This is a genomic window from Ehrlichia muris AS145 (genome assembly GCF_000508225.1).
GTDB classification, from domain to species: Bacteria; Pseudomonadota; Alphaproteobacteria; order Rickettsiales; family Anaplasmataceae; genus Ehrlichia; species Ehrlichia muris.
The window spans coordinates 1136741-1162026 of record NC_023063.1 but is presented as its reverse complement, the minus strand read 5'-3'; the positions used below and the strand labels follow the sequence as shown (position 1 = coordinate 1162026).

Annotated in this window: 27 protein-coding genes; 3 read left to right on the top strand and 24 right to left on the bottom strand. The window is 29.7% G+C overall.

The window, feature by feature from the left end; all coding sequences use genetic code 11:
* Positions 1-381: 381 nt before the first annotated feature.
* Positions 382-771, bottom strand: coding sequence for a hypothetical protein (locus MR76_RS04445; RefSeq protein WP_024072507.1), 390 nt, complete (start codon positions 769-771; stop codon positions 382-384).
* A 487-nt stretch (positions 772-1258) separates the two neighbouring features.
* The gene (locus tag MR76_RS04440; protein ID WP_024072506.1) at positions 1259-1633 is read right to left on the bottom strand and encodes a hypothetical protein; all 375 of its coding nucleotides are present in this window, start codon (positions 1631-1633) and stop codon (positions 1259-1261) included.
* 1383 nt (positions 1634-3016) lie between these two features.
* Between MR76_RS04440 and MR76_RS04435 the strand changes: the two genes are divergently transcribed.
* Positions 3017-3832 carry a P44/Msp2 family outer membrane protein gene (locus tag MR76_RS04435; RefSeq protein WP_024072505.1) on the top strand — a complete coding sequence of 272 codons (816 nt, stop codon included), beginning with the start codon at positions 3017-3019 and terminating at the stop codon, positions 3830-3832.
* Between the two features lie 414 nt (positions 3833-4246).
* On the opposite strand, the gene MR76_RS04430 is transcribed toward MR76_RS04435, so the two are convergent.
* Entirely contained in the window at positions 4247-5074 is an 828-nt protein-coding gene (locus MR76_RS04430) for a P44/Msp2 family outer membrane protein (protein ID WP_024072504.1), read from the bottom strand.
* A gap of 165 nt (positions 5075-5239) precedes the next feature.
* On the opposite strand from MR76_RS04430, the gene MR76_RS04910 reads away from it, so the two are divergent.
* On the top strand, positions 5240-5386 hold the full coding sequence (locus MR76_RS04910) for a hypothetical protein (protein WP_158407229.1): 147 nt from the start codon (positions 5240-5242) through the stop codon (positions 5384-5386).
* Positions 5387-5404: 18 nt separating this feature from the next.
* Here MR76_RS04910 and MR76_RS04425 read toward each other — a convergent pair whose 3' ends face one another.
* Together MR76_RS04425 and MR76_RS04420 are read right to left on the bottom strand one after the other, a co-directional pair.
* The gene (locus tag MR76_RS04425) at positions 5405-6241 is read right to left on the bottom strand and encodes a P44/Msp2 family outer membrane protein (RefSeq protein WP_024072503.1); all 837 of its coding nucleotides are present in this window, start codon (positions 6239-6241) and stop codon (positions 5405-5407) included.
* 339 nt (positions 6242-6580) lie between these two features.
* A complete protein-coding gene (locus MR76_RS04420; RefSeq protein ID WP_024072502.1) occupies positions 6581-7417 on the bottom strand; it encodes a P44/Msp2 family outer membrane protein in 837 nt (278 codons plus the stop codon).
* A gap of 170 nt (positions 7418-7587) precedes the next feature.
* Here MR76_RS04420 and MR76_RS04905 point away from each other — a divergent pair, with 170 nt between their 5' ends.
* Positions 7588-7734: a hypothetical protein gene (locus MR76_RS04905; protein ID WP_158407228.1), complete on the top strand. Its 147-nt coding sequence runs from the start codon at positions 7588-7590 to the stop codon at positions 7732-7734.
* Between the two features lie 18 nt (positions 7735-7752).
* Here the strand turns inward: MR76_RS04905 and MR76_RS04415 are convergent, their stop codons facing one another.
* From MR76_RS04415 to MR76_RS04325, 19 genes are all read right to left on the bottom strand, one after another.
* Positions 7753-8589 carry a P44/Msp2 family outer membrane protein gene (locus tag MR76_RS04415; RefSeq protein ID WP_024072501.1) on the bottom strand — a complete coding sequence of 279 codons (837 nt, stop codon included), beginning with the start codon at positions 8587-8589 and terminating at the stop codon, positions 7753-7755.
* A 316-nt stretch (positions 8590-8905) separates the two neighbouring features.
* On the bottom strand, positions 8906-9757 hold the full coding sequence (locus tag MR76_RS04410; protein ID WP_024072500.1) for a P44/Msp2 family outer membrane protein: 852 nt from the start codon (positions 9755-9757) through the stop codon (positions 8906-8908).
* 605 nt (positions 9758-10362) lie between these two features.
* Positions 10363-11253: a P44/Msp2 family outer membrane protein gene (locus tag MR76_RS04405; RefSeq protein WP_024072499.1), complete on the bottom strand. Its 891-nt coding sequence runs from the start codon at positions 11251-11253 to the stop codon at positions 10363-10365.
* 22 nt (positions 11254-11275) lie between these two features.
* A complete protein-coding gene (locus MR76_RS04400) occupies positions 11276-12166 on the bottom strand; it encodes a P44/Msp2 family outer membrane protein (protein WP_024072498.1) in 891 nt (296 codons plus the stop codon).
* Positions 12167-12190: 24 nt separating this feature from the next.
* A complete protein-coding gene (locus MR76_RS04395) occupies positions 12191-13069 on the bottom strand; it encodes a P44/Msp2 family outer membrane protein (RefSeq protein WP_024072497.1) in 879 nt (292 codons plus the stop codon).
* A gap of 23 nt (positions 13070-13092) precedes the next feature.
* Positions 13093-13983: a P44/Msp2 family outer membrane protein gene (locus tag MR76_RS04390; RefSeq protein ID WP_024072496.1), complete on the bottom strand. Its 891-nt coding sequence runs from the start codon at positions 13981-13983 to the stop codon at positions 13093-13095.
* Between the two features lie 23 nt (positions 13984-14006).
* Positions 14007-14852 carry a P44/Msp2 family outer membrane protein gene (locus MR76_RS04385; RefSeq protein ID WP_024072495.1) on the bottom strand — a complete coding sequence of 282 codons (846 nt, stop codon included), beginning with the start codon at positions 14850-14852 and terminating at the stop codon, positions 14007-14009.
* Between the two features lie 9 nt (positions 14853-14861).
* Entirely contained in the window at positions 14862-15698 is an 837-nt protein-coding gene (locus MR76_RS04380) for a P44/Msp2 family outer membrane protein (RefSeq protein ID WP_024072494.1), read from the bottom strand.
* Between the two features lie 8 nt (positions 15699-15706).
* On the bottom strand, positions 15707-16561 hold the full coding sequence (locus MR76_RS04375; protein ID WP_024072493.1) for a P44/Msp2 family outer membrane protein: 855 nt from the start codon (positions 16559-16561) through the stop codon (positions 15707-15709).
* The gene (locus MR76_RS04370; protein WP_024072492.1) at positions 16554-17042 is read right to left on the bottom strand and encodes a hypothetical protein; all 489 of its coding nucleotides are present in this window, start codon (positions 17040-17042) and stop codon (positions 16554-16556) included. Before MR76_RS04370 ends, MR76_RS04375 begins: the two co-directional genes overlap by 8 nt.
* A gap of 23 nt (positions 17043-17065) precedes the next feature.
* The gene (locus MR76_RS04365) at positions 17066-17902 is read right to left on the bottom strand and encodes a P44/Msp2 family outer membrane protein (RefSeq protein WP_024072491.1); all 837 of its coding nucleotides are present in this window, start codon (positions 17900-17902) and stop codon (positions 17066-17068) included.
* Between the two features lie 23 nt (positions 17903-17925).
* Positions 17926-18801: a P44/Msp2 family outer membrane protein gene (locus tag MR76_RS04360; RefSeq protein WP_024072490.1), complete on the bottom strand. Its 876-nt coding sequence runs from the start codon at positions 18799-18801 to the stop codon at positions 17926-17928.
* Positions 18802-18815: 14 nt separating this feature from the next.
* Positions 18816-19652 (bottom strand): P44/Msp2 family outer membrane protein, encoded by an 837-nt coding sequence (locus MR76_RS04355; protein ID WP_024072489.1) that lies wholly within the window; start codon positions 19650-19652, stop codon positions 18816-18818.
* Between the two features lie 17 nt (positions 19653-19669).
* Positions 19670-20548: a P44/Msp2 family outer membrane protein gene (locus MR76_RS04350; protein ID WP_024072488.1), complete on the bottom strand. Its 879-nt coding sequence runs from the start codon at positions 20546-20548 to the stop codon at positions 19670-19672.
* A gap of 16 nt (positions 20549-20564) precedes the next feature.
* Entirely contained in the window at positions 20565-21419 is an 855-nt protein-coding gene (locus MR76_RS04345; protein ID WP_024072487.1) for a P44/Msp2 family outer membrane protein, read from the bottom strand.
* Between the two features lie 9 nt (positions 21420-21428).
* A complete protein-coding gene (locus MR76_RS04340; protein WP_144445942.1) occupies positions 21429-21914 on the bottom strand; it encodes a hypothetical protein in 486 nt (161 codons plus the stop codon).
* Positions 21915-22021: 107 nt separating this feature from the next.
* Positions 22022-22846, bottom strand: coding sequence for a P44/Msp2 family outer membrane protein (locus MR76_RS04335; RefSeq protein ID WP_024072485.1), 825 nt, complete (start codon positions 22844-22846; stop codon positions 22022-22024).
* Between the two features lie 506 nt (positions 22847-23352).
* A complete protein-coding gene (locus MR76_RS04330) occupies positions 23353-24204 on the bottom strand; it encodes a P44/Msp2 family outer membrane protein (protein WP_044171531.1) in 852 nt (283 codons plus the stop codon).
* Between the two features lie 287 nt (positions 24205-24491).
* Positions 24492-25142, bottom strand: a complete 651-nt coding sequence (locus MR76_RS04325; RefSeq protein ID WP_024072484.1) for a helix-turn-helix domain-containing protein — start codon at positions 25140-25142, stop codon at positions 24492-24494.
* Positions 25143-25286 lie beyond the last annotated feature (144 nt).

Genomic DNA, 25286 nt, shown 5'->3' with positions numbered 1-25286 from the left:
ATTAGGTTGTGAATTATATGGTTAAATAAGACAAAAGTACAATAAAATTAGCAACAGGCTACATAAATGTTTTTTGTATTTCATGTGCTGTAAATAATCATGTATAACGTAATAGATTTCATACGTTTGATAATATATACATTAAACATGTATAAATGAATGACTAGTACTTAATTGCATAATGTGCTTATAACCCAGTATTAAAAGAATTTTTTAGAAAGGTATCGTTAGTTATATGTGAAAGTTAGTTTTTTGTATAAAATACTCAGCATACTTGAGTTATTAACCACAAAGCAGATGCTTATGACAAGTAAGCATCTGCTTTATTAGCATTCAACTAATTAACATTTAGTAAAAAACAAAAGCATCTAGAAAAAGATATTACTGTTGATCTTGTATTACTTCATTATCAGCAGATATCTCATTTTTTACTGGCTTTTGTAAACTATGTAATAACACTGTAATGTTTTCATCGCTGAAAGTAATGTCACTTTCTGCAATATGAAGTTCTGCTTGTCCAGTAAATGAATGTAAAACAGGAAATTCTGGACAAATTATATGTTGTTCGAATAAGTAATTAACAACATAATTAGCTTCTGAGTCATCACCATTTCTCAATATATCTCCGTAGAAATGGCCAAAAGGTTCAATATAATTTTGTGGCTCAAGTCCAGTGTCGAATCTTCCTTCATCATCTATGGTAACTTCCCCTGTATACTCTGTTCCGTTTACATTAATGTGAATGTCGAAATCATTACCAAAAATATCCATTATGGCCTACCTAAATTTATTAATAATCATATTATATCTATATGAGGATAATAAAACAATATGTTTTGTTTGATATGAAAAACAAGTTATCAAAAAAATGCTAAGTTTTTTCTTTAATATCAAAAATAATATGTATTTAAATCTACTTAAGATGTTCTATATTTAAGTTTTTAAGTAGAAATATATTCTATACTACGTAATTAGTGAAAACTGGGATGAAAATAATTATATAATCTGAAATATCAAAATCTAGATTTTGTCTGTAAGTGAATGTAATGTTAGTATTGTGGTTCAATTAATTACGTACTTGCTTTTGGCATGCTGTACTGACTATATATACAATATGTTTTGAGGATAAAAATTGATAATGATAAAACTCGGCACTTTTAATATACCTTATTGCATTGGTAGACTTTTTTACCAACAACAAAAGGCATAGGCCAATTTTTTATACATAAAAGAATATGTTAGTTATTCTAAATGGTTTTTATGTATTTACCTTTATATAATTTAAACATAAACTTATCATATCCTCATTTAGTACTATAGAAGTATCACCTTTATTAAAAACCAATGCATGATTTTCTTGATCAAAATTAACTACAAATTGTCCTGTCATTAGTTTTAATAGATTTTGCTCAGCATTATTTTGATGTTGTTCAAATGTAAAGTTAACAATGTATTGATTATTTGTGGACATAGGAGATAGTGTAACTAGAAACTTAGAAATACAATTATCGTTAAAAATACAACTGTTATTAGGCAAACTGGTTGGACTGAGAGCACTAGAAGTATGAAATGTACTATTATCTGTAGCATCTGCTGAAATTTTTGTTTCGTTGTAAATTTCTGGATCATTCATTGTTGTACCTCACATGCAAATGATGTGTGTATAGTCTATAACAATTAGTATATAAAAACAATAAATTGATCTAAGTTTTATAATAAGAATTGTTTTGAGTTTCTGATAGTTTCTTTACAGGGTGTTGCCAAACTAAATAGGACAAAATGTTTATAGTAGAGTTATAATAATTATGAGTTTCAGTATCGATTGCAATGTAGTCTTATATGTTTGTAATATGGCTTGAACTGGTCAATTTAATAAATGTTTTGTATATAAGTTTTTTCTATTCTATAATTTTAATCATATGTAATGATTGTTCATGTTATGTATAAATTAAGAAATATATTGGTCAGGTGTATATAAATAAGTTTATTTTTATTTAAATTATTAATATTTGTATTACAGTATTAGTTATTATTACTGCTAGATAAGTTAATTTATGAAGTATAGGATTGTAAAAACTTTGGTAATAATATTAGTATTATTAGTACCTTCTTATTGTTTCTCATATCAATTGAATGTGTCAGGTATTTTTCCAGTAGATTAAATGCTTCTTCTTAATATATTAAGGTTTTTTTGTAACTGAAAACATAATAGGTATAAAAGAGTTGCATGTGTGTGAAAGAGGGTAAAGAATAGTATTTAGTTGAATAACGATAAAGATTTTAATAATTTGAATTTCTCAGATAGGTATGTTTCACAATATAACAACAATGTTTTTCAGTTATCTTTTGTATTAGAATATTTATTTAGATTTTAACAGTTAGGGCTTGAAGAATCTTGTGAGAAGTTTGATATTAGAGATACTCAGGAGACATTTGACTGAATAATAATTATAACCATTACTTGGTAAGATCTAAATACGTGAAATAGTGGGATAGAATATTGTTAAGCTATAATAGATATTTGTTACGATTTTTTACAATATGTAATGCCAATATTATTTTTTCATCTTATATAGTTATTAGAAAGATGTTACTGAAATTTTTGACTTAATAAAATGTAGGCTTTCTTTCACAGCAAAATGGGAATCAATGACTTAGATGTCTTAGTATATTTATCAATCTATGTTGTCATAGATTGATTGATAAATGGAATAATATTTTCTGATACAATGTTCCTCAACATAGCTTCTTGTTTATCTCCCCTTAATGTCTGAGTAGTAGCTAAGCTCAATAGTGTATCTTTTTTTAAATTTATCAGAGTTAGGTGGGGATCTACATACAATTGATTACTGTTTAAGAGGTGAAGTTCTGCATTGATTATTTTTATATAATAAGTGTTTTTTATGTAGTTTTATGTGCTTGTATATTGCGAAATAGAATTATGTACAATTACTTGACTTGGCATGGTTTGTCATAGTAAATTACCGTAGTTTACCTTGTTATTAATGGATTTACAATGAATTATAAAAAATTTGTTATAGGTGTTGCATTGAGTACATTGCTTTCTTTTTTACCTTATAATTCTTTTTCTAGTATAAACATTCCTGAAGGAGGGAATGGGCTTTATATAGGTACTCAGTATAGAGTTGGTGTTCCTAATTTTAGTAGTTTTTCAGCACAAGAAACACTTCCTGGGCTTACAAAGAAGATTTTTGGTTTAGGTTTTACTGAGTCTGATATTACTAAGCATGGTAGTTTTAAACAAGTATATGACCCTACGTATGCAAGTAATTTTGCTGGTTTTAGTGGTGTTGTTGGGTATTATGTTGACTGTTTTAGAATAGAATTTGAAGGTTCTTATGAAAATTTCGAGCCTGAGAGACAATGGTATCCTGAAGGAAGCCAAAGTCATAAATTTTTTGCTTTATCTCGTGATAATACTATGTCAGATAATAAATTTATAGTGCTAGAAAACAATGGTGTTATGAATAAGTCTCTTAATGTGAACTTTTGTTATGATGTTGCCCAAGGTCATGTGCCTTTAGCCCCATATGCATGTGCTGGTATCGGTGCAGATTATATAAAGTTTTTAGGCATATCTTTACCTAAATTTTCTTATCAAGTTAAGTTTGGTGTTAATTATCCTATCAGTGTTAACATTATGTTGTTTGGTGGAGGTTACTATCATAAGGTTGTAGGTAACAAATATGGGAGAGTAGAAATAGCTTATCATCCTTCTGCTTTTTCTGATGTTCCTAAAACTACTTCAGCTTCTGCTACTTTAGGTACTGACTATTTTGGTTGGGAAGTTGGTATGAGGTTTGCACTGTAGGATTTTATTAAGTATGAATTTCTTGTAATTTCTATTGTGGGGATTAGATAGGTTTCCTATTTTATTTATACCACGCTAATTTCTTACGTAATCATAGTATATTTATTTCTGCTACAGTTATGCTTTTGTATGACTGTAGTTAGGAGAATGCCGAGTACACACTGTTGTGTTTCCTTGAATAAAGGGTTTAATGGGGGTAGGCAATACAATAAAACAAGCTTGATAATAGTGGCTCTTTGACAATTAGATACTTATATAACTAATAAGCAGTATTATAGAATTTTAGCTAACAATTACAATGTATGTAGTAAAAACTAATTTATAAGGACAGTGTAATTGTTAGCATATTTGTAATAGTGCAAATCTAGCTTTTATCTTATATACAAAACTACTTAAACAATATGTATTAGTAAATTAGAAGGCAAACCTTCCTCCAAGTTCTATACCAAAATGGCATACATTTAGTGTTACTATTGCAAAGTGGTTTCCTGCAAGAGTTGATCCACTAGGTACTATGGCAGGAACGTCTTTAAATTCATTTCCTACTACCTTATGAAAGTGTCCACCAACAAACACAGAGGTTTCTGGGCTTATAGAATAGCTTAAGCCTAATTTTCCTTGATAAGAAATCTTAGGACTTGTAGCTTCAAACATAGATACTAAGTCAGTACCAATACCTGCACATATGTAAGGAGAAAAAGGTATTCCCTCTGTTGTTACATCATAGCATGCATTTAACATAAATGATATATCAGCTAAACCTTCATTTTTTAGCACAACAAATTTGTTTTGTGCAATTGTTGTGTCTTGAGATAAAGCGTAATATCTATGAGCATCATTTTTATAGTTATTACCCTGATTTTTAACATCAAATGTTTCATAAGATACTTCAAATTCTATTCTTGGACCACCCATTGAATAACCAATAGCTCCTGCGAAGCCTAAAAATGGATTATTTTCATACTTGAATGAATAATTTGAAATTGTGAATACATCTGTACTAGTATTAGATATTGCAGCTCCATCCCAATCTTGTTTTAAGCCAAATGTTTTAGCTGTTGCATTTTTTTCTTCTTTAGCTGAAAATACTCCAAAGTGAGAAGCACTTGGCATATATTTCCCGCTGATATAGAAGTTACCACTAACATTACTATCCTGTATTGGATCAGAAAATGATATTCCAGGTAAGAAAGATATTAATGATATTAGTGCACTTTTTATAAAAATTCTTTTGCAATTCATACATAACCTAATAGTGACAAATAAATTAACAATAGTAGAACTATAAAATAAAAGCAAGTCAGAATATAGGTTTTGATGTAAAATATTGGTTATTTTTGTAAGAAAAATTTAATATATTATGTAAAATTGTAATAATAGGGTGTACTTTATTATAGACATCTTAATATGTACATAATTTTGTGTAAAAATAATATAATGGATTTTGCTTTAGTAAGTTTTGTCCCCCCCCCCCCTATTATTGCTACATTCTTTTGCCACTATTTTCTTTTTTTGTCTGCAGCAATAATGAAAATAATTTTAGATCATTTTTAACATGTGGCAACAACAAAATTAGAAGCTAAACCTTCCTCCAAGTTCTATTCCAAAATGACATACACTTAGTGTTACTATTGCCATATCTGGAGTTGCTGTTGATGCAGCAAAAGCCTTAAGAGTAGGGATGTCTTTAAATTCATTTCCTATAACTTTATGAAAATGCCCACCAACAAATACAGAAGCTTCTGGACTTATAGAATAGCTTAAACCTAATTTTCCTTGATAAGAAATTTTAGGATTTGTAGTCTCAAACATAGATACTAAATCAGTACCAATACCTGCACATATGTAAGGAGAAAAAGGCATTCCATCTGTTATTATATCATAGCACGCATTTAGCATAAATGATATATCAAGTAGTCCTTCACTTTTTAGTAGAACGTATTTATTTTGTGTAGGTTTGGTGGTGCCATCTTGTTGGGTTAAAGCGCAGTACTTATGGGCATCGTTTTTATAATTATTACCCTGATTTTTAACATCAAATGTTTCGTAAGACACTTCAAACTCTACTCTTGGACCATCCATTGAATAACCAATAGCTCCTGCGAAGCCTAAAAATGGGTTATTTTCATATTTAAATGAATAACCTTTATTCTTAAAGTCCTCATCAGTATGTGCTGATGCTCCTACACCTGCCCAATCTTGTTTTAACCCATATAATGCTACAGTAGGATTTTTTTCCTCTTTAGCTGAAAATACTCCAAAGTGAGAAGCGCTTGGCATATATTTTCCACTGATATAGAAGTTACCATTAGCGCTACTATCCTGTACTGGGTCAGAGAATGACACTCCAGGTAGAAAGGACATTAATGATATTAATGCTGTTGTTATAAAAATTTTTTTGCAATTCATATTACACACCTAAAAATAGTGAAAATAAGCTAACAATAGTAGAAGTGTAAGGTAAATGCAAGTTAGAAGGTAGCTTTTTACGAAAAATATCTGTGATTATTGTAAGAAAAATTTAATATATTATGTAAAATTGTAATAATAGGGTGTACTTTATTATAGACATCTTAATATGTACATAATTTTGTGTAAAAATAGTAAAAAAATATAATGAGCTTGTTTAATAAGTTTTGTCCCCCCCCCCCCTATTATTGCTACATTCTTTTGCCACTATTTTCTTTTTTGTCTGCAGCAATAATGAAAATAATTTTAGATCATTTTTAACATGTGGCAACAACAAAATTAGAAGCTAAACCTTCCTCCAAGTTCTATTCCAAAATGACATACACTTAGTGTTACTATTGCCATATCTGGAGTTGCTGTTGATGTAGCAAAAGCTTTAAGAGTAGGGATGTCTTTAAATTCACTTCCTATAACTTTATGAAAATGCCCACCAACAAATACAGAAGCTTCTGGACTTATAGAATAACTTAAGCCTAATTTTCCTTGATAAGAAATTTTAGGATTTGTAGTTTCAAACATAGATACTAAATCAGTACCAATACCTGCACATATGTAAGGAGAAAAAGGCATCCCATCTGTTATTATGTCATAGCACGCATTTAGCATAAATGATATATCAAGTAATCCTTCGCTTTTCAGTAGAACGTATAGATTTGCTTTAGCTTTACCAGAATTATCCTGTTGACCTAAAGCACAGTATTTATGAGCATCGTTTTTATAGTTATTACCCTGATTTTTAACATCAAATGTTTCATAAGACACTTCAAACTCTACTCTTGGACCACCCATTGAATAACCAATAGCTCCTGCAAAACCTAAAAATGGGTTATTTTCGTATTTAAATGAATATCCTTTGTTGTTAAATTCGTTATCGTTGTGTGCTGTTGATGATACACCTGTCCAATCTTGTTTTAACCCATATAATGCTACAGTAGGGTTTTTTTCCTCTTTAGCTGAAAATACTCCAAAGTGAGAAGCACTTGGCATATATTTTCCACTGATATAGAAGTTACCATTAGCGCTACTATCCTGTACTGGGTCAGAGAATGACACTCCAGGTAGAAAGGACATTAATGATATTAATGCTGTTGTTATAAAAATTTTTTTGCAATTCATATTACACACCTAAAAATAGTGAAAATAAGCTAACAATAGTAGAAGTGTAAGGTAAATGCAAGTTAGAAGGTGGCTTTTTACGAAAAATATCTGTGATTATTGTAAGAAAAATTTAATATATTATGCAAAACTGATAATAATGAAAGGCACCTTAGTTTTAGGTATCTTATATGTACATAATTTTGTGTAAAAATAATATAATGGATTTTGCTTTAGTAAGTTTTGTCCCCCCCCCCCTATTATTGCTACATTCTTTTGCCACTATTTTCTTTTTTTTGTCTGCAGCAATAATGAAAATAATTTTAGATCATTTTTAACATGTGGCAACAACAAAATTAGAAGCTAAACCTTCCTCCAAGTTCTATTCCAAAATGACATACACTTAGTGTTACTATTGCCATATCTGGAGTTGCTGTTGATGCAGCAAAAGCCTTAAGAGTAGGGATGTCTTTAAATTCACTTCCTATAACTTTATGAAAATGCCCACCAACAAATACAGAAGCTTCTGGACTTATAGAATAACTTAAGCCTAATTTTCCTTGATAAGAAATTTTAGGATTTGTAGTTTCAAACATAGATACTAAATCAGTACCAATACCTGCACATATGTAAGGAGAAAAAGGTATTCCATCTGTTATTATATCATAGCATGCATTTAGCATAAATGATATGTCAAGTAGTCCTTCACTTTTTAACAATACGTAGTTATTGGCTGTAGCGTTATTCGCAGTTCCTGTTTTATCCAAAGCGCAGTATTTATGAGCATCGTTTTTATAATTATTACCCTGATTTTTAACATCAAATGTTTCATAAGATACTTCAAACTCTACTCTTGGACCATCCATTGAATAGCCAATAGCTCCTGCGAAGCCTAAAAATGGGTTATTTTCATATTTAAATGAATAGCCTTTGTTGTTAAATTCGTTATCGTTGTGTGTTGTTGATGATACACCTGCCCAATCTTGTTTTAAGCCGTATAATGCTACAGTAGGATTTTTTTCCTCTTTAGCTGAAAATACTCCAAAGTGAGAAGCACTTGGCATGTATTTTCCACTGATATAGAAGTTACCATTAGTGCTACTATCCTGTACTGGGTCAGAGAATGACACTCCAGGTAGAAAGGACATTAATGATATTAATGCTGTTGTTATAAAAATTTTTTTGCAATTCATATTACACACCTAAAAATAGTGAAAATAAGCTAACAATAGTAGAAGTGTAAGGTAAATGCAAGCTAGAAGGTAGCTTTTTACGAAAAATATCTGTGATTATTGTAAGAAAAATTTAATATGTTGTATTGTCTGGATAGAAAGGAAAAGTGTACTTTCTTGCTAAAGCAACACACTAAGATATTCATGGTAAAAATGAAACACCTTTCATCAGAAAAAGCAGAAACACACAAGGGAAAACTTGAAATAACTTCATATTTTCCCTATGATATGAATTGCTAAGTTTTTTACTGCTTATTATGTGTAACAGTAAATAAAACTAGAAGATGAATCTCACTCCAATTTCTCCACCAAAGTATCCAGTGTCAAGAGTTACTGAAGCGGATGTAGTTTGAGGAGCTTCATCTAATACTACAGGTGTTATTACAGGTATCTTGTTAAACTGATTTCCTATAACTCCATGATAATATCCTCCAATAAATGCAGAAACTTCCGGTGTAATCGGATAACTAACACCTATTTTTCCTTGATAAGCAAATTTTAGGTTAAAATCTTTAAATATACTTATAAGGTCTGCTCCTATACCTGCACATGCATATGGTGTAAAAGGTACTCCTTCAGCTGTAATATCATAACAAGTATTAATCATTAACGACATGAAAGTTATACGTTCGTTTTTAAGCACCACATATTTCTTATCTGCTATTGTATCTTCACGAGATAACCCAAAGTACTTATAGTAATCACTACTATCACTGTCATTATTGTCAGGATTTTTTGCATTAAATTGTTGGTACGCAGCCTCAAGTTCTATTCTTGGTCCATCCATAGCATAACCAATACTTCCTGAGAACCCTGATATTAAGTTATTGCGAAACTCAAAAACTGGATCTACTTTGGTGAAATCATTATGGGTAGCTATGCTTCCATTTTTCTTTAATCCAATAACTTTTTTAGTAGCAGAAGTTGTTCCATTAATAGGAGTTTCTCCAACTGAAAATTTTCTAAAATGTGATATACTTGGATTATACTTTGCGCTGATATAGAATCCTTCTTTGCTATCATTGATTCCTGTATCATTGGAAGTTACAGGATCTGCAAAAGACTGGTACGGTAAGATTGACATTAATGAGATTAATGCGCTCCCTACAAAAATTTTCTTATAATTCATGTTAATAAACCTTTTATAAAAGATAATCAAAATTTAAGAATAATAAAAGAAGTAAAGAAAAGCAAGTCTAGAATATAAAATTTCTTTTAAATTTACAGTAAAAGTAATTGATATTTAAAATAATTAGAGGAAATTTTTTAATAAAAATTTACAATTAATTTTACTAATTGATTAATAAAAATATTATCAAAAGTATACTTTTATAGTCTTATTACATCGTATATTTATTGTTATAGCGCATAAATCAATACTTTATGCATTTATCTATTAATAATGGTATATGTTCTAATAAGTAGATCTATTATCCTAATTCTTTATATTATAACATATATTAATAAATATGGAATAGTAAATTAATTAAAATTTATTTAAAAATCATCCTAGTAAAGCAGAATACAATTTGATAGATATTGTTTGAAATATTAGAGGAAGATCCTTAAAAATATGTACTATATAACTTAAAGCTTTTTTATTAATGGGATATAATTTTATTATTAATTTAAAACTAGAAAACCTGTATATACTTAATATATACTACCTTTATTGTTAAAGCATTGAATAATGAGAAACACTATTAGTTTCCCATTATTTCAATAGTTAAATGGTTAGAGTGTGAGTCTTATTCCAACTTCACTGCCAAAGTATGCGACATCAAGTGTGGCAACTGCTGATGTAACTTTAGGAACGTTTGCTAAATCGTGAACGTATTGAACATTCAAATTTTTAAACTTACTGCCTATTACTTGATGATAATATCCATTAACAAATAGATTAATTTTAGGGAATAGCTGATAGCTAATACCTAGCTTGCCCTGATAAGCAAATTTCACATGTAAAGCATCAAAAAATTCTATGGCATTTATACCCATTCCTACACATATGTAAGGTGAAACCGATAACTCATCTAGAGAAAAATCATAGCAAATGTTGGCTATTGTAGCTAAAATAGATAGGCCGTCATTTTTCATTACAGTATGGAAAACACCTATGGGTGCAGAGGAACTTTTATTTTTTGGCTGAAACTTATTACTTTCTAAATCGCGTGCTAAAGCAAAGTAACGGTAAGCATCCTTTACTTTTGTATAGCCTCCAGGGTTTTTTACATCAAATTTTTCATAAAACCCTTCTACTTCAATTCTTGAGCCTTCAGAAAAAGAATAACCAATAGCTGCATTAAAATTAACAGCATTGTCTTGGAATTCTACAGTATAAGGAATGTTGAAATGCTCTGGTTTACTAATACCTTTCGTAGCATTACTAGCATCAATTTCAACAGAATCAATGTCTTTTTTAAGAGCTATAAGCTGCTTTGTAGGAACATTTGTTTCTTTTACTGAAAAATTGCTGAAAACAGAGACACTAGGTTTGTATTGTCCGCTAATGTATAATCCAGAGTGTTTTTCAACTTTATTATTTACAGTTTCTGAAAATGATATGCTAGGTGATGATAATAAACACATCAATGCTGTACTTATCGCAATAAATTTGTCCTTCATGAAATTTCCGTATTTAATTAAATTAGAATATAAACCTTGCTCCAACTTCGCCACCAAAGTATCCAACATCAAGTGTAGCAACTGCTGATGTAACTCTAGGTGCATCATTTAATTTATAAACATGTTGAACATTTAAATTTTTAAACTTGTTGTCTACTACTTTATGATAATAACCGTCAGCAAATAAGCTTACGTTAGAAGATAATAAATAAGTAATGCCTGCTTTACCTTGGTGTGCAAACTTAATATGCAATGCATCAAAGAACTGTATAGCATCTACACCCATACCTATGCACATATAAGGTGATATTGGCAAATTACCTAAAGTAAAATCATAACAACCATTGATCATTGCAGATGAAATGGATAACCCGTCATTTCTCATCACAATATGATAAATACCATTTGGCTCACTATTATTTTTGTTTTTTGGCTGAGTTTTACCAGTTTCTATATCACGTGCTAAGGCAAAGTAGCGGTAAGCATCTTTTACTTTTGTATAATCTCCAGGGTCTTTAACATCAAATTCTTCATAAGAACCTTCTAATTCAATTCTTAAGCCTTTAGAATAGAAGAATCCAACTGCTCCGCTAAAATTGGCAACATTATCTTGAAACTTTGGCATGTAAGGAATAGTAAAATTGTCTGGCTTACTAAGCCCTTTGTTAGCATCTTTATCAATCTCAACAGAATCAACATCTTTTTTCAAAGCTATCAACTGTTTTGTAGGGACATTTGTTTCTTTTACTGAGAAATTGCTAAAAACAGAAACACTAGGCTTATATTGTCCGCTAATGTATAACCCCAATTTATTAGTATTACTATTTATATTTTCTGAAAACGATATATTAGGTGATAGCAATAAGTACATCAATGCTGTACCTGCTGCAATGAATTTATTTTTCTTACTCATGAAATTTCCGTATTTAATTACAATTTAAAGTATAAATCTTACTCCAACCTCACCACCAAAGTATCCAACATCAAGTGTAGCAACTGCTGATGTAACTTTAGGTGCATCATTAAGATCAGCTACGTGCTGAACATTTAGATTTCTAAATTGGTTATCTATTATTTGATGGTAATAGCCACCGGCGAATAAGCTAATATTAGAAGATAATGAATAAGTGATGCCTAATTTGCTTTGACAACTAAGTTTAATGTGCAATGCATCAAAAAATTCTATAGCACCTACGCCTATACCACCACATATATAAGGTGATACTGAAAAATCATCTAGAGAAAAATCATAGCAACCATTAATTATAACAGACGTTATGGATAGGCCATTATTTTTCATTACAGTGTGATAAATACCAGTAGATTTATCTTTGGGCTGGTTTGCATTATCTTTCAGTTCACGTGCTAAGGCAAAATACCGAAAGGCATCATTTAATGTATAACCTCCAGGGTTTTTAACATCAAATTCTTCATAGGACCCTTCTATTTCAATTCTTGGGCCTCCAGAAAAGGAATAACCAATAGTTCCATTAAAATTAACAGCATTATCTTGGAATTCTACAGTATAAGGAATGGTGAAATGATCTGGCTTACTAATACCGTTACCGGCATCTTTGTCGACCTCAACAGAATTTATATCTTTTTTAAGAGCTATAAGTTGCTTTGTAGGAACATTTGTTTCTTTAACTGAGAAATTGCTAAAAACGGAAACACTAGGTTTGTATTGTCCGCTAATATATAATCCGGAATATTTTTCAATACTATTGTTTATAGTTTCTGAAAAAGATATATTAGGTAATGATAACAAATACGCTAATGTTGTGCCTACCACAATAAATTTGTTTTTCTTGCTCATAAAATTTCCTGTATTTAATTAAATTAGAATATAAACCTTGCTCCAACTTCACCACCAAAGTATCCGACGTCGAGTGTAGCAATTGCAGATGTAGCTTTAGGAGGGTTTTGCAATTCATAAACGTGTTGAACATTCAAATTTTTGAATTTATTGCCTAGTACTTTATGATAATAACCATCAGCAAATAGGCTCACATTAGAAGATAATGAATAGGTAATGCCCACTTTACCTTGATGTGCAAACTTAATATGTAATGCATCAAAGAACTGTATAGCATCTACACCCATACCTATACACATATAAGGTGATATTGGCAAACTACCTAAAGTAAAATCATAACAACCATTGATCATTCCAGATGAAATGGATAGCCCATCATTCTTCATTACAGTGTAATAAACCCCGTTTGGGCTAGTAGAAGATTCTTTGTTTTTTGGTTGAGTTGTACCAGTCTCTGTATCACGTGCTAAAGCAAAGTAGCGGTAAGCATCTTTTACTTTTGTATAACCTCCAGGATCTTTAACATCAAATTCTTCATAAGAACCTTCTAATTCAATTCTTAAGCCTTTATAGAAGAATCCAACTGCTCCGCTAAAATTAGCAACATTATCTTGGAATTTTGGCATGTAAGGAAGGGTAAAATTGTCTGTCTTACTAAGCCCTTTACCAGCACCTTTATCAATCTCAACAGAATCAACATCTTTTTTCAAAGCTACCAACTGTTTTGTAGGGACATTTGTTTCTTTTACTGAGAAATTACTAAAAACAGAGACACTGGGCTTATATTGTCCGCTGATGTATAGCCTAGATTTGTTGACATTACTATTTATGTTTTCTGAAAACGATATATTAGGTGATAGCAATAAGTACATCAATGCTGTACCTGCTGCAATGAATCTATTTTTCTTATTCATGAAATTCCCGTATTTAATTATAATTAAAATGTAAACCTTACTCCAACCTCGCCACCAAAGTATCCGATATTGAGTGTAGCAACTGCAGATGTAAATTTAGGTGCATCAGTAAGATCAGCTACATGTTGAACATGTAAATTCTTGAATTTGCTATCGATTACTTTATGATAATATCCATCAAGAAATAAACTAACTTCAGGGGATATTGAATAACTGAGACCCATTTTACCTTGGTAAGCAAGCTTAACGTGTAAGTCATTGAAAAACTCTATAAAGTCTCCTCCTATTCCTGCGCATATATAAGGCGTTACTAGTATACCATCTGGCTCAAAGTCATAACAGACATTTAGCATAACAGATGAAATTGACAGCCCATCGTTTTTCATTACAGTAAATTTTCCAGTCTGAGGATTGTTGTTGGTCACAGCACGTGCTAGAGCAAAATACCTGTATGTATCTACAACAGATCCTTCAGGATTTTTAACGTCAAATTCTTCATGAGAAGCTTCTACTTCAATTCTTAATTCTTTAGAATATGAATATCCTATAGTTCCACTAAAACTAATAGCATTATCCTGAAATTCTGCAATGTAAGGAAAATCAAAATTTGTATGACTAGCAATATTAGTGCTATTGACAGCACTAATGTCTTTTTTTAATCCCACTAATCGAACAGTATTGAAATTTGTGTCCTTAACTGAGAATTCACTAAAATGAGAAACTGCTGGTCTGTATTGCCCTCCGATATATAATCTAGGTTTGAAATAAGTGTAATTACTTGTATTTTCTGTAGAAAATGCATTAGATAGCAATAATAAATTTGCTATGAATGATACACCTATTGTAAAAAAGCTTTTTTTGTTACTCATAATATTCCTTTAAAATGTGAGTCTAACTCCAATTTCGCCACCAAAATAACCAATGTTAAGTGTAGCTACTGCATATACAGGTTTAGGATCTGTAGATAGATCAACTACATGTCGGACATTTAGGTTATGAAACTGATTGCCTATAACTTTGTGATAATATCCGTCAATAAATAAACTTGTTCTAGTAGATAAATAATAATTAAGACCTAACTTACCTTGATATGCTAATTTGATATGCAATGCATCAAAAAACTCTATAAAATCTCCACCGATGCCGGCGCATACATAAGGTGATATTTCTAAATCTTTTAAAGAAACATCATAGCAGCCATTAAACATAACAGAAGCAATAGATACGCCGTCATTCTTCATAACAGTGAATTTTTCAGTGCTAGGATTATTATTTGTAACTTCTCTGGCTAATGCAAAATATCTATAAGTGTCTTTTACTACACAATCTCCAGGATCTGTAACATCAAATTTCTCGTAAGAACCTTCAAGCTCAAATCTCGGACCTGTAGAGTCAGAATAACCGATTGCTCCACTAAAACTAGTTATATTATTTTGAAATGTCACTTTATAAGGAACATTAAAATCTGTATTAGTGTTAAATTCATTAATAGAGACAGCCTGATGTTTTAACCCTATTAATTGAGCCGTATCATGATAAGTTTCTTTAACTGAAAATTTGTTAAAATGAGAAATTCCTGGTTTATACTGCCCGCTTATATATAATCCAGAAGGTTGACTAGTAACATTATTGTTAACTTCTGAAAAAGATATACTAGGCAACAGCAATAGGTAAGCTAAAGTTGTCCCTATTGTAATAAATTGTTTTTTATTCATAAAACTCCTTAAAATATAAACTTTAACCCAAATTCACTGCCAAAATACTCAATATTAAGAGTAGCAACTGCAGAAGTGGCCTTAGGTGCTTCAGTAAGATTTACAACATGCTGAACATTTAAATTTTTAAATTGGTTGCCTATTACCTTATGATAATATCCATCAGCGAATAAAATAACATTAGAAGATAACGGATAACTAATGCCTAACTTTCCTTGATAAGCAAATTTAAAACGTACAGCACTAAAAAATTCTATAATATCCCCACCAAACCCTGCACATATGTAAGGTGATATCTTGAAGTTATTTAGAGAGAAGTCATAACAACCATTAATTATAATAGACGCGACAGATAAACCGTTATTTCTTATAACAACGTATTTGCCTGTGTCAGGATAATTTTGGCCATTGGCTATTGCCCTTGCTAAAGCAATGTACTTAGCTGCTTCATTTATTGTATAATTGCCAGAATCTTTAATATCAAATTCCTCATAAGATCCTTCTATTTCAATTCTTGGTCCTTCTTGAGCAATATACCCGACAGCCCCACTAAAGCTAATAGCATTATCTTTGAATTTGGCATTATAAGGAATATCAAATTTTGTATTTGTTTTTATATCGCTTGTGATTGAATCAGCGTTTTTTTGTAATCCAAGTAACTTTTTAGTGTCGGTATAAGTTTCTTTAACTGAAAAATTACTAAAATGAGAAACAGTAGGTTTATATTGTCCACTAACATATAATCCAGTATGTTTAATATTCTCAGAAATATTATTTGATTCTGAAAAAGATTGGATAGGTAAATATGACACTAGACATACTAATGCTAACCTTATTATAGAAAACATTTTTTTACTACTCATAAGAACTTTCCTTGTTATTTAATATATTTCTTACTCGAGCTCTATCACCGAAACCTCTAATACTAGGTATAGATGTTATTACTAGAGTGTTTTTGTTATATTGATTTATAAGATGGCTACTATCAATTTCTAACTTATATTGATAAATAAGAATCATATATAAAGCATCTATGATACCATAAGGACCTTTAATACAGAGAAATACCCTATAAAAAACTTGTAATCTTTGATGAAATGTTAGAGATTTACTACCTATGGACAACTTAGTATTATTAAAGCTAACAATAACATCTTCAGCATTTGTTAATTTTTTTGTGTTAGCATTAAAGATGTTAACTTTATAAAACCCGATAGTATGTATAATAAAATTTTTAATGCTGCTGCTCATACTCACAAGCATTAGAAAAATGTAAATATAAAAAACAAATAACAAAAGTATTAAAACATACCTTACTGTAATAAATTTTTCCTTATGTATCATAGCAAGATTACCTTGTTATATTATTAAAATATAAACCTTACTCCGACTTCACCACCTAAATAAGCAGCATTGAGTGTAGCTACTGCAGAAGTCATTTTGGGGAATTTAGTAAGTGCAACAACATGATTAACATTTAAATTTTTAAATTTATTTCCTATAACTTTATGATAATACCCATTGGCAAATATGTTAATTTTAGAGGATAAGTAATAATCGATACCTAGCTTACCTTGATAAGCAAACTTAATGTGCAAAGTATCAAAGAATTCAATAAAATCCTCACCGATACCTGCACATATGTAAGGTGATACAATTAAATTATTGAAAGATAGATTATAACAGCCATTAATCATAATTGATGTAATAGACATACCATTGTTTTTCATAACTGTGTATTCACCAGTGCTGGGGTTATTGTTGTTGAGAGTACGTGCTAAAGCGAAAAACCTAAAAGCATCCTTTAACGAATAATCTTTAGGATCTTTAACATCAAATTTCTCATAAGAGCTTTCGATTTCAAATCTTAGTCCATCTGGATAAGAATATCCAATAGCTCCACTGAAGCCTGCAACATTATCTTGAAATTTTACAGTATATGAATCTTGAAAATTTGTATTAGTTTCAAGAGCAATAGAAGCTACATCTTTTTTATATCTCACTAATTGCTTGGTATCATTATTGGTTTCTTTGACTGCAAAATTAGTAAAATGAGAAATTCCTGGTCTATATTGTCCTGAAACATATATACCATTAATATTGTTGTCTATATTATGGTTTACAGCTGAGAAGGATTCAATAGATAAAAATGACAATAAAGATGCAAATACTGTCCCTATTATAATAAAGTTTTTGTTATTCATAAAAATTCCTTTGCTTAATTATTTTAAAATATAAACCTCATTCCAATTTCACCACCCAAATACCCAATATTGAGTTTAGCTGTTGCAAAAGTAATTTTAGGTGAGTCTTTAAGTGTATGTGGATACTTAACATGTAAATTTTTAAACTGATTATTTATAACCTTATGATAGTAACCATCAGTAAAAATACTGATAGAAGGAGATATTGTATAGTTAATGCCAATTTTGCCTTGACAAGCAAACTTAATATATGTTGCTTCAAAAAATTCAATGAAATCTCCACCAATACCCACACATACATAAGGTAATATCTTTAAATTATTAAAAGAAAAATCATAACAACTATTCATCATAACCGATGCAATAGATATTCCATTATTTTTCATAAAAGTATAATAAGATGTTTTTGGACTACCATTATTAGTATGTGCTTTCGGATAAAATTGATTAGTCTCTTTTTCGCGTACTAAAGCAAAATATCTACCAGCATCTTTTACTGTGCAATTTTTACAATTTACAACGTCAAAATTTCCGTAAGAACCTTCCAATTCTAATCTTAATCCTTGCCCTGAATAATAACCAATTGCACTACTGAAATTTGTAAAATTGTTTTTAAATTTTGCAATATAAGGGATACTAAACTTTGTATTATCCTGTAATGTAGCTTCTGTAATATATGAAACACCAGTGTCAAGACCTGCTAAGTCTACAACTTTATTATTTTCTTCTACTGAAAAACTTTTAAAGTAAGGGACACTTGGTTTGTATTGCCCACTTATATATAACCCAACCTTTTGAGTAATTATATTGTTGTCTATAGATATAGTAAATGACTGAAACGGAAAAAGAAATAACAAAAGCGCTAGTACTGCATTTACAAAGTTAAGTTTTTTTACCATAGATATAACCTTACTTAATTAAATATAAACCTTACTCCAATTTCACCGCCAAAATAACCAATATCAAGGTTAGCTAATATAGGTGTAATTTCTTCAGAAATATTAGAATTAGCTACATGTTGTATGTACAAGTTTTTAAATTCATTACCCATGACTTTATGATAATATACATCAGAAAATAATAGGATATTATTGTTTATTAGATAACTCACTCCAACCTTTCCTTGATATGCAAATTTAAAATATGTTGCATTAAAGAGCCCTATAAAATCTCCACCAATACCTGTGCATAAATATGGAACTGCTGATGTGTGACTAATTGAAATATCATAGCAAGTATTAACCATAATAGATGTAATGGATAATTTGTTATCTCTTGTGAAAGCAAAGCTTTGAAGATTTGTATTGTATGTCTCAGAGTAATATTTACTTGAACTTATTATTAATGATTCATTAAAATTTTTGATATAAAATTCTTCATAAGAACCTTCTGCTTCAAGTCTTAACCCTCTAGAAGAATAACCAATAGTTCCGCTGAAACTAGTGGTGTTATCTTGAAATTGTAAATTATAGGGAATGGTGTTATGAGTATTTGGCTTTAGGATGCTGCTTAGATTGATTATGGTATTTTTTTCAGATTCTACTGAATTTTTTATTTTAGAATTAGCTTCATGTATTGAGAAATTCCTAAAGTGAGAAATACTAGGCTTATATTGGCTACTAACATATATATTAGGAGCTTTTGTATCTTTGTCCATATTATCTATTAATGCTGAAGAAGACTTTAGAGGTAGTAATAAAATAACTAATATTATTGTATGCATTACTATATAGTTTATTTTATTATACATATTTTTCCCTTAATTTTCTAAAATACAAAACTTAACCCAATTTCACTGCTAAAATGTTCTAAATTGAGAGTTAATAATGCAGTAGCATTTAACTGTTCTTCATTAGTATTACCAGTACTACTTTTTAATGATACAGGAAGAAAGACTGGTAAAAGCTTAAATTTATCTCCTATAATTTTGTGATATTGCCCATTAATAGACAAGACTAGCTTTGAAGTAATGGGATAACTAATACCAACTTTTCCTTGATAGGCAAATTTTATTCTCATAGTATCAAAAATTTCTATAAAATCTCCACCAACACCTAGACATATATAGGGTGTAAAACTTTTATATTTTGTTTCACGGCATAAATTTATAATATTAGATATAATAGATATACCATTGCTTTTTGCTATAAGGTAACCCTGACTGTAACTTGATGATGTGGTCTCTTTTAAAGGCATAAAACCGTATAACAAATGACGTGGTATAGCAAAGTATGTATGTCCTTCTTTAGCTTGATAATATGCAAGACGCTTTGTATCAAAACTTTTATAAGAGCCTTCAAATTCTACCCTGAAATTTCTTACTAATAATCCAATAGACAAACCTAATCCTAATAAATCATTTTTATAAGATTTATAAGAATCAGTTTGATGAGGCATTGAAAAATTAAAATTATTACTTAAAGCACTAAATCCAGTATTTGTTACATACTTATTTAATCCAACTGGTTCTGCTGAATCAAAATCAGTTTCCTTAATATGAAAATTCTTAAAATGTGAAACAGTTGGTTGATATTTTATTGTTATATAAGACCCATCTATATTGTTGTTTTGATATACTGAAAAAGCAAACCCTGGCAATAGCAATATAGATAATGATATTATAAGATTTAAGTATGACTTCCACATAAATGCAACCTACTATTTAAGAAATAAACCTGATACCGACACTACTGGTAAGAAAATTAATGTTAAATTTTGCTGATATAGTAGTAAATTTTAAATCAGTAGGGTAATCCACTAATAAATCAGAAAATTGATTATCGAAATGCCCATGAAAAGACCCATCGATGAAAAATGCTAAATTTGAGGATATAAAATAACTAATACCAACCTTAGCTTGGTAAGCAAACTTGAAATTTGTTTGATCTAGAAAATCAATAAAATTACCACCAGCTCCAAAGCATAAATAAGGAGCTATATTGCTTGCTTTCTTTAAAGTAAAATCATAACATGCGTTAACTATAAAAGGAGATAAAGTAATGCCTGTATTTTTCATACAATAATGTTTACTTTGCTCTGACCACTTACTATAAGTCGTTGTTATTGTCGGTATCAATGCAAAATACTCGTCAAAATTATCATAAAAATATCCAGAAGGGGCTTTTATATTAAATTTCTCATAAAAAGCTTCAAGCTCTATCCTGAAATTGTCCAGAGAATATCCTACAACTCCACCTGCTCCCAATAAATTTTTTGTGTATGCAGGATCATAAGGTAAGGTAAAATTATTATTATCCTTTAAAAGATTAAACAATGCAGTATCTTGTGTCATATAAGGTAAAATATTTCTATGTTCTTGTGTTAAAGATGCCAATCCCTTTATGTTACTGTTAGTTACTGAAAATCTATTAAAATTTGGAATTCCTGGTTTATATTCTCCACCTATATAAAAATAACCTGAATTGTTTTTAAAGGAATCATTACCTATAGTCGCAAAGGATAATGAAGGTAAAAGAAATATTAAACATATTAATATAAAAACCTTTGCATAACTCATAATAAAACCTTAATAATTATAACTAAAAAAATAGAAGCGTATCTTCCTTATAAAAACATCACTAATACTGATTGTTATAAGATGAATAATGTGTTTACCTAGAACATGACAATTCGCAGGAAAATTTTTTAACTTGGTTTCTGTTATTTTATTGTATACACTTATAGTAGTTCTAGCATTAGCAAGAAAACTAAAATAGAGAACCTTAGAATTAATCAATCTCATGACATCAAAGATTTTGAAAAAACTTCTATTTATATGAAAGTGATTTGATATCTTACTACAATCAAATAGTGGAAGATTATCTATAACAAATTTTCCTGATTTTGCTACCGGAAAATTACTTTTAGAATGAAAATATTTCAATAAAAAATTAATAAAGCACTTTGCCTTTAACTTAGGCAGCCGTCCTATAAAGCTATTGCTATATCTTGCAATGAAACAAAATAATACTATGAACAATAAAGCATAGCCTTCTAACTTTTTATTATTCATAGCATAACCCTTTAACACACTGACTTAATAAGCAATAAACACACTAAAACTTTATTTTATACTTATATACATATAAAGACAAATACAAATTTGTCAAAAAATATTTTTTATAATACGAACTTTACTCCAAGACTTCCACCATAATATCTAATACTTAACATAGCTGTTGCCAATGTGTGATGATCATTATGCTGGTCACATGTATGATATTCTAGAATATTTTCGAATTTTTTACCAAATAAACCGTGATAATAACCCTCTGCGAAAATTGAGATCTTGGAAGAGATAGGATAGCTAGCTCCTAATTTTCCTTGATATGAAAATTTTGTGACATAAGTATTCAAAAAATCTATTATATCTAGTCCAAACCCTAAACATGAGTATGCTGTTATATTGTATTTAAGAGCATCTACATCATAACAAACGTTAATTAAAGCTGAAGTAGCTTCAACGCCACTATTTATTAAAACAGCATACTCATTGCTCTTAGGATAATGATTATTCTCGTCTATGTGATATGCTATAGCAAAATACTTTTCAAGATCAGCGATTTTGTAATCATCATTTTTTAAATGAAAAACCTCACTGGAAATTTCGGATTCTATTCTAAGGTTCTTGTTATAGTAGTATCCAAATACACCTGAAAAGCCCAAGAGGTTGTTTTCATAGTGTGGATTATATTTCATAGTAAAATTGGTGTTGGTCTTTATACTACTCATTATATCACTTGATAAATCCTTTTTTAAAGCAAAAATTCCTACAATATCAACTGGACTGTTGTCTTGTATAAGAAGTTTTGATATGTGTTGCCTAGCTGGTTTATATTGAATACCTACATATGTAAGATTATGATCACTGAGAACCAATGCCAAAGAAATATGTGGTATAAACAACATTAGTACAACCCACAAAAAAAACTTCCTATCACTCATACATCTAACCCTAATAATTGTTCTTAAAGAGCTACATATTTACAATTAAAACAAATAAATATAGTAAAAGAGTGTTTAGCCAAACTAATTGCTGTAGTTACAACATAACCTAAATATTTGTTATAAATGTGAAAATATGGTAATACACAGTAATTGTTTTATTCTATAAAAAGTATTTAGTCAAATAAAAACTAGATTTTAAAGTATCAAATGAACTAGCTTAAGATAGTGTTTATAAAAATTGCAATTGTGTATTTTGGATAGCCGATATAAAACACTTTACCTTTAATAATAGAGTTTTATTATTTTTTCTTGAAGTTGTTATTACAAATCTCCCTATGCTAATAATTCCTGATACCTAATTTTCATGTTTGTTGTGTAGGAAGAGTGATAATTGTTTGTCATACTTCTATTAATCATAATAAAACTTTGCCATACAATGAATATAAGAATTTATGCTCTACTATGTAAAAACTTACTTTATATACTAGAGATAAGTAATTATGCTATAAGATAAATCTAAGGCCAATTTCAGCGCCATAATTATCTGCTTTAAAATAAGCTGTAGGTTCTATATGTTTTGGTGCATCTTTCAGTTCAATAGGGTACTGAACCGATAACTTAGTAAAAGAATTGTCTTTCATTTTTACATAATATCCATTAGCAAATACAATAGTTTTTGCTGACATTAAAAACCCTAAGCCCAGCTTAGCTTTGAATAGTGTGTGAATGTTTGTTCCTCCTAAGAAATTGCTTATTCCTTGTCCTACACCGATGCAAGCACTTGGTACTAGAGAGGAATTGCTGATTATCATATCATAACAAGCATTAAATATTAAAGAAATAACCCTAAATCCCTCATTTTTTATTACTACATAATTTCCGTTGGTACTATTTTCCATAGTATCTCCTTTACATAATGCGAAATACCTGTGGTTGTCCTGATACGTATATTTTTGTTTATCAACATCAAATTTTGTAAATGCTCCTTCTAGCTCAACTCTAAGTCCTCCTCCTGAATACCCAATGGCTCCTGAGAATCCTGTATAATTTCTGTTATATACAGGGTTATAGCCTTTTGTAGTATTGAATTTGTCTTTCTTTGTAAAATCTGGTGCTTCGTTAATGTCTTCTTTTAGTGTAAATAAGGTTAATTCTTTTTCTGTATTGTCACTTGCGCTATATTTTATAGATATCGTACTAAACTTAGGAAAATCTATATTGTAATGTCCGCTTGCATAAAAACCAGACATCTCACTCTCGTTAGAAAAATCAATAGGCATTGGTGATGCAGATCCATTACATGCAAATAATGTTATAAGAGAAAATATAATCCCTGCAGCTGAGAACCTAATCATAAATATTATCCAAATAATATAATAATTTCATACTAATCAAAATCACGTTTCAAGTCAAAAATAATACTTCAACAATATACAAATAAATCTTTGTTAATGTATACAATAGTGCATGACTTATTTACCTTGTGTTAGCATTATAAAAATACTTGCTAATGCATTTTAAATTATGCATTAGATAATATATAAACCATTGCAGTGACCATAACATAACTATAAAGGCTTTTTATTGTTATTTATTCAATTTCTTAACATACTCTGTATTATTAAGGTAATTGTACAATAACTTATTGTTTATTGTCTAAGGATAATGCCTTAACCAGATTATAAATTATGTTACGTACTTTTTCATTTTTTATACAAGTATATGCTCTTACCATCATCAAAACTTCTTTACTATCTATCTTGTTATCGTGAAATTCTGGTATGAATTTTTCTTCATTATCTCTAAGTATAGATGTACATGCAACAGTGTGATCACATGCAATATTTTTTAGATCTTCTTGTAATTTTAACATTATATCTCTTACTTCAACATTAAGCACAGTTGCAAGTTGGTATAGCCTGCTAATAACTATGCGATTTGTCCCTTTCTCGTATTTTTGTACTTGTTGAAAAGTAATTCCTAATTTGGTTGCAAGCTGATTTTGACTCATGCCTCTCATGATACGTTGTCTTTTTATTTCTTTTCCGACACACTCATCAACAGGATGAGGTCTAGCTTTTATACAATTTTTTAAGTCTTTTTTGGATTCTATTTCTTCTTTTTTGAAATTTTTAGAACTATAATTATCGTTTACATCAAGTCTTATCCCTTTACTTATAAATTTGTTTTTCTGTATGTTTTTGTCGAGTAATCCACCAATCAAAGAATCATGTGCTTTTATTTCATCGGTACATTCTGTTTTATTTATTTTGTTTTTCGCATGTGTAGACATATTATTTCCCTATAATAAAGCGGCACATGTAAGATAAATCATGCATAAAGTGAATGCAATAGTTATTTAATGGATATATGACATCTAATTTGCTGAAATAGTATACTAATTATATAATACGCAGAAATAACGTACTATGTTTAT

Bases quoted from the DNA above. Each gene is read 5' to 3' on its own strand.
- MR76_RS04445 (WP_024072507.1), bottom strand. From the start codon at position 771: ATGGATATTTTTGGTAATGATTTCGACATTCACATTAATGTAAACGGA.
- MR76_RS04440 (WP_024072506.1), bottom strand. From the start codon at position 1,633: ATGAATGATCCAGAAATTTACAACGAAACAAAAATTTCAGCAGATGCT.
- MR76_RS04435 (WP_024072505.1), top strand. From the start codon at position 3,017: ATGAATTATAAAAAATTTGTTATAGGTGTTGCATTGAGTACATTGCTT.
- MR76_RS04430 (WP_024072504.1), bottom strand. From the start codon at position 5,074: ATGAATTGCAAAAGAATTTTTATAAAAAGTGCACTAATATCATTAATA.
- MR76_RS04910 (WP_158407229.1), top strand. From the start codon at position 5,240: ATGTACATAATTTTGTGTAAAAATAATATAATGGATTTTGCTTTAGTA.
- MR76_RS04425 (WP_024072503.1), bottom strand. From the start codon at position 6,241: ATGAATTGCAAAAAAATTTTTATAACAACAGCATTAATATCATTAATG.
- MR76_RS04420 (WP_024072502.1), bottom strand. From the start codon at position 7,417: ATGAATTGCAAAAAAATTTTTATAACAACAGCATTAATATCATTAATG.
- MR76_RS04905 (WP_158407228.1), top strand. From the start codon at position 7,588: ATGTACATAATTTTGTGTAAAAATAATATAATGGATTTTGCTTTAGTA.
- MR76_RS04415 (WP_024072501.1), bottom strand. From the start codon at position 8,589: ATGAATTGCAAAAAAATTTTTATAACAACAGCATTAATATCATTAATG.
- MR76_RS04410 (WP_024072500.1), bottom strand. From the start codon at position 9,757: ATGAATTATAAGAAAATTTTTGTAGGGAGCGCATTAATCTCATTAATG.
- MR76_RS04405 (WP_024072499.1), bottom strand. From the start codon at position 11,253: ATGAAGGACAAATTTATTGCGATAAGTACAGCATTGATGTGTTTATTA.
- MR76_RS04400 (WP_024072498.1), bottom strand. From the start codon at position 12,166: ATGAGTAAGAAAAATAAATTCATTGCAGCAGGTACAGCATTGATGTAC.
- MR76_RS04395 (WP_024072497.1), bottom strand. From the start codon at position 13,069: ATGAGCAAGAAAAACAAATTTATTGTGGTAGGCACAACATTAGCGTAT.
- MR76_RS04390 (WP_024072496.1), bottom strand. From the start codon at position 13,983: ATGAATAAGAAAAATAGATTCATTGCAGCAGGTACAGCATTGATGTAC.
- MR76_RS04385 (WP_024072495.1), bottom strand. From the start codon at position 14,852: ATGAGTAACAAAAAAAGCTTTTTTACAATAGGTGTATCATTCATAGCA.
- MR76_RS04380 (WP_024072494.1), bottom strand. From the start codon at position 15,698: ATGAATAAAAAACAATTTATTACAATAGGGACAACTTTAGCTTACCTA.
- MR76_RS04375 (WP_024072493.1), bottom strand. From the start codon at position 16,561: ATGAGTAGTAAAAAAATGTTTTCTATAATAAGGTTAGCATTAGTATGT.
- MR76_RS04370 (WP_024072492.1), bottom strand. From the start codon at position 17,042: ATGATACATAAGGAAAAATTTATTACAGTAAGGTATGTTTTAATACTT.
- MR76_RS04365 (WP_024072491.1), bottom strand. From the start codon at position 17,902: ATGAATAACAAAAACTTTATTATAATAGGGACAGTATTTGCATCTTTA.
- MR76_RS04360 (WP_024072490.1), bottom strand. From the start codon at position 18,801: ATGGTAAAAAAACTTAACTTTGTAAATGCAGTACTAGCGCTTTTGTTA.
- MR76_RS04355 (WP_024072489.1), bottom strand. From the start codon at position 19,652: ATGTATAATAAAATAAACTATATAGTAATGCATACAATAATATTAGTT.
- MR76_RS04350 (WP_024072488.1), bottom strand. From the start codon at position 20,548: ATGTGGAAGTCATACTTAAATCTTATAATATCATTATCTATATTGCTA.
- MR76_RS04345 (WP_024072487.1), bottom strand. From the start codon at position 21,419: ATGAGTTATGCAAAGGTTTTTATATTAATATGTTTAATATTTCTTTTA.
- MR76_RS04340 (WP_144445942.1), bottom strand. From the start codon at position 21,914: ATGAATAATAAAAAGTTAGAAGGCTATGCTTTATTGTTCATAGTATTA.
- MR76_RS04335 (WP_024072485.1), bottom strand. From the start codon at position 22,846: ATGAGTGATAGGAAGTTTTTTTTGTGGGTTGTACTAATGTTGTTTATA.
- MR76_RS04330 (WP_044171531.1), bottom strand. From the start codon at position 24,204: ATGATTAGGTTCTCAGCTGCAGGGATTATATTTTCTCTTATAACATTA.
- MR76_RS04325 (WP_024072484.1), bottom strand. From the start codon at position 25,142: ATGTCTACACATGCGAAAAACAAAATAAATAAAACAGAATGTACCGAT.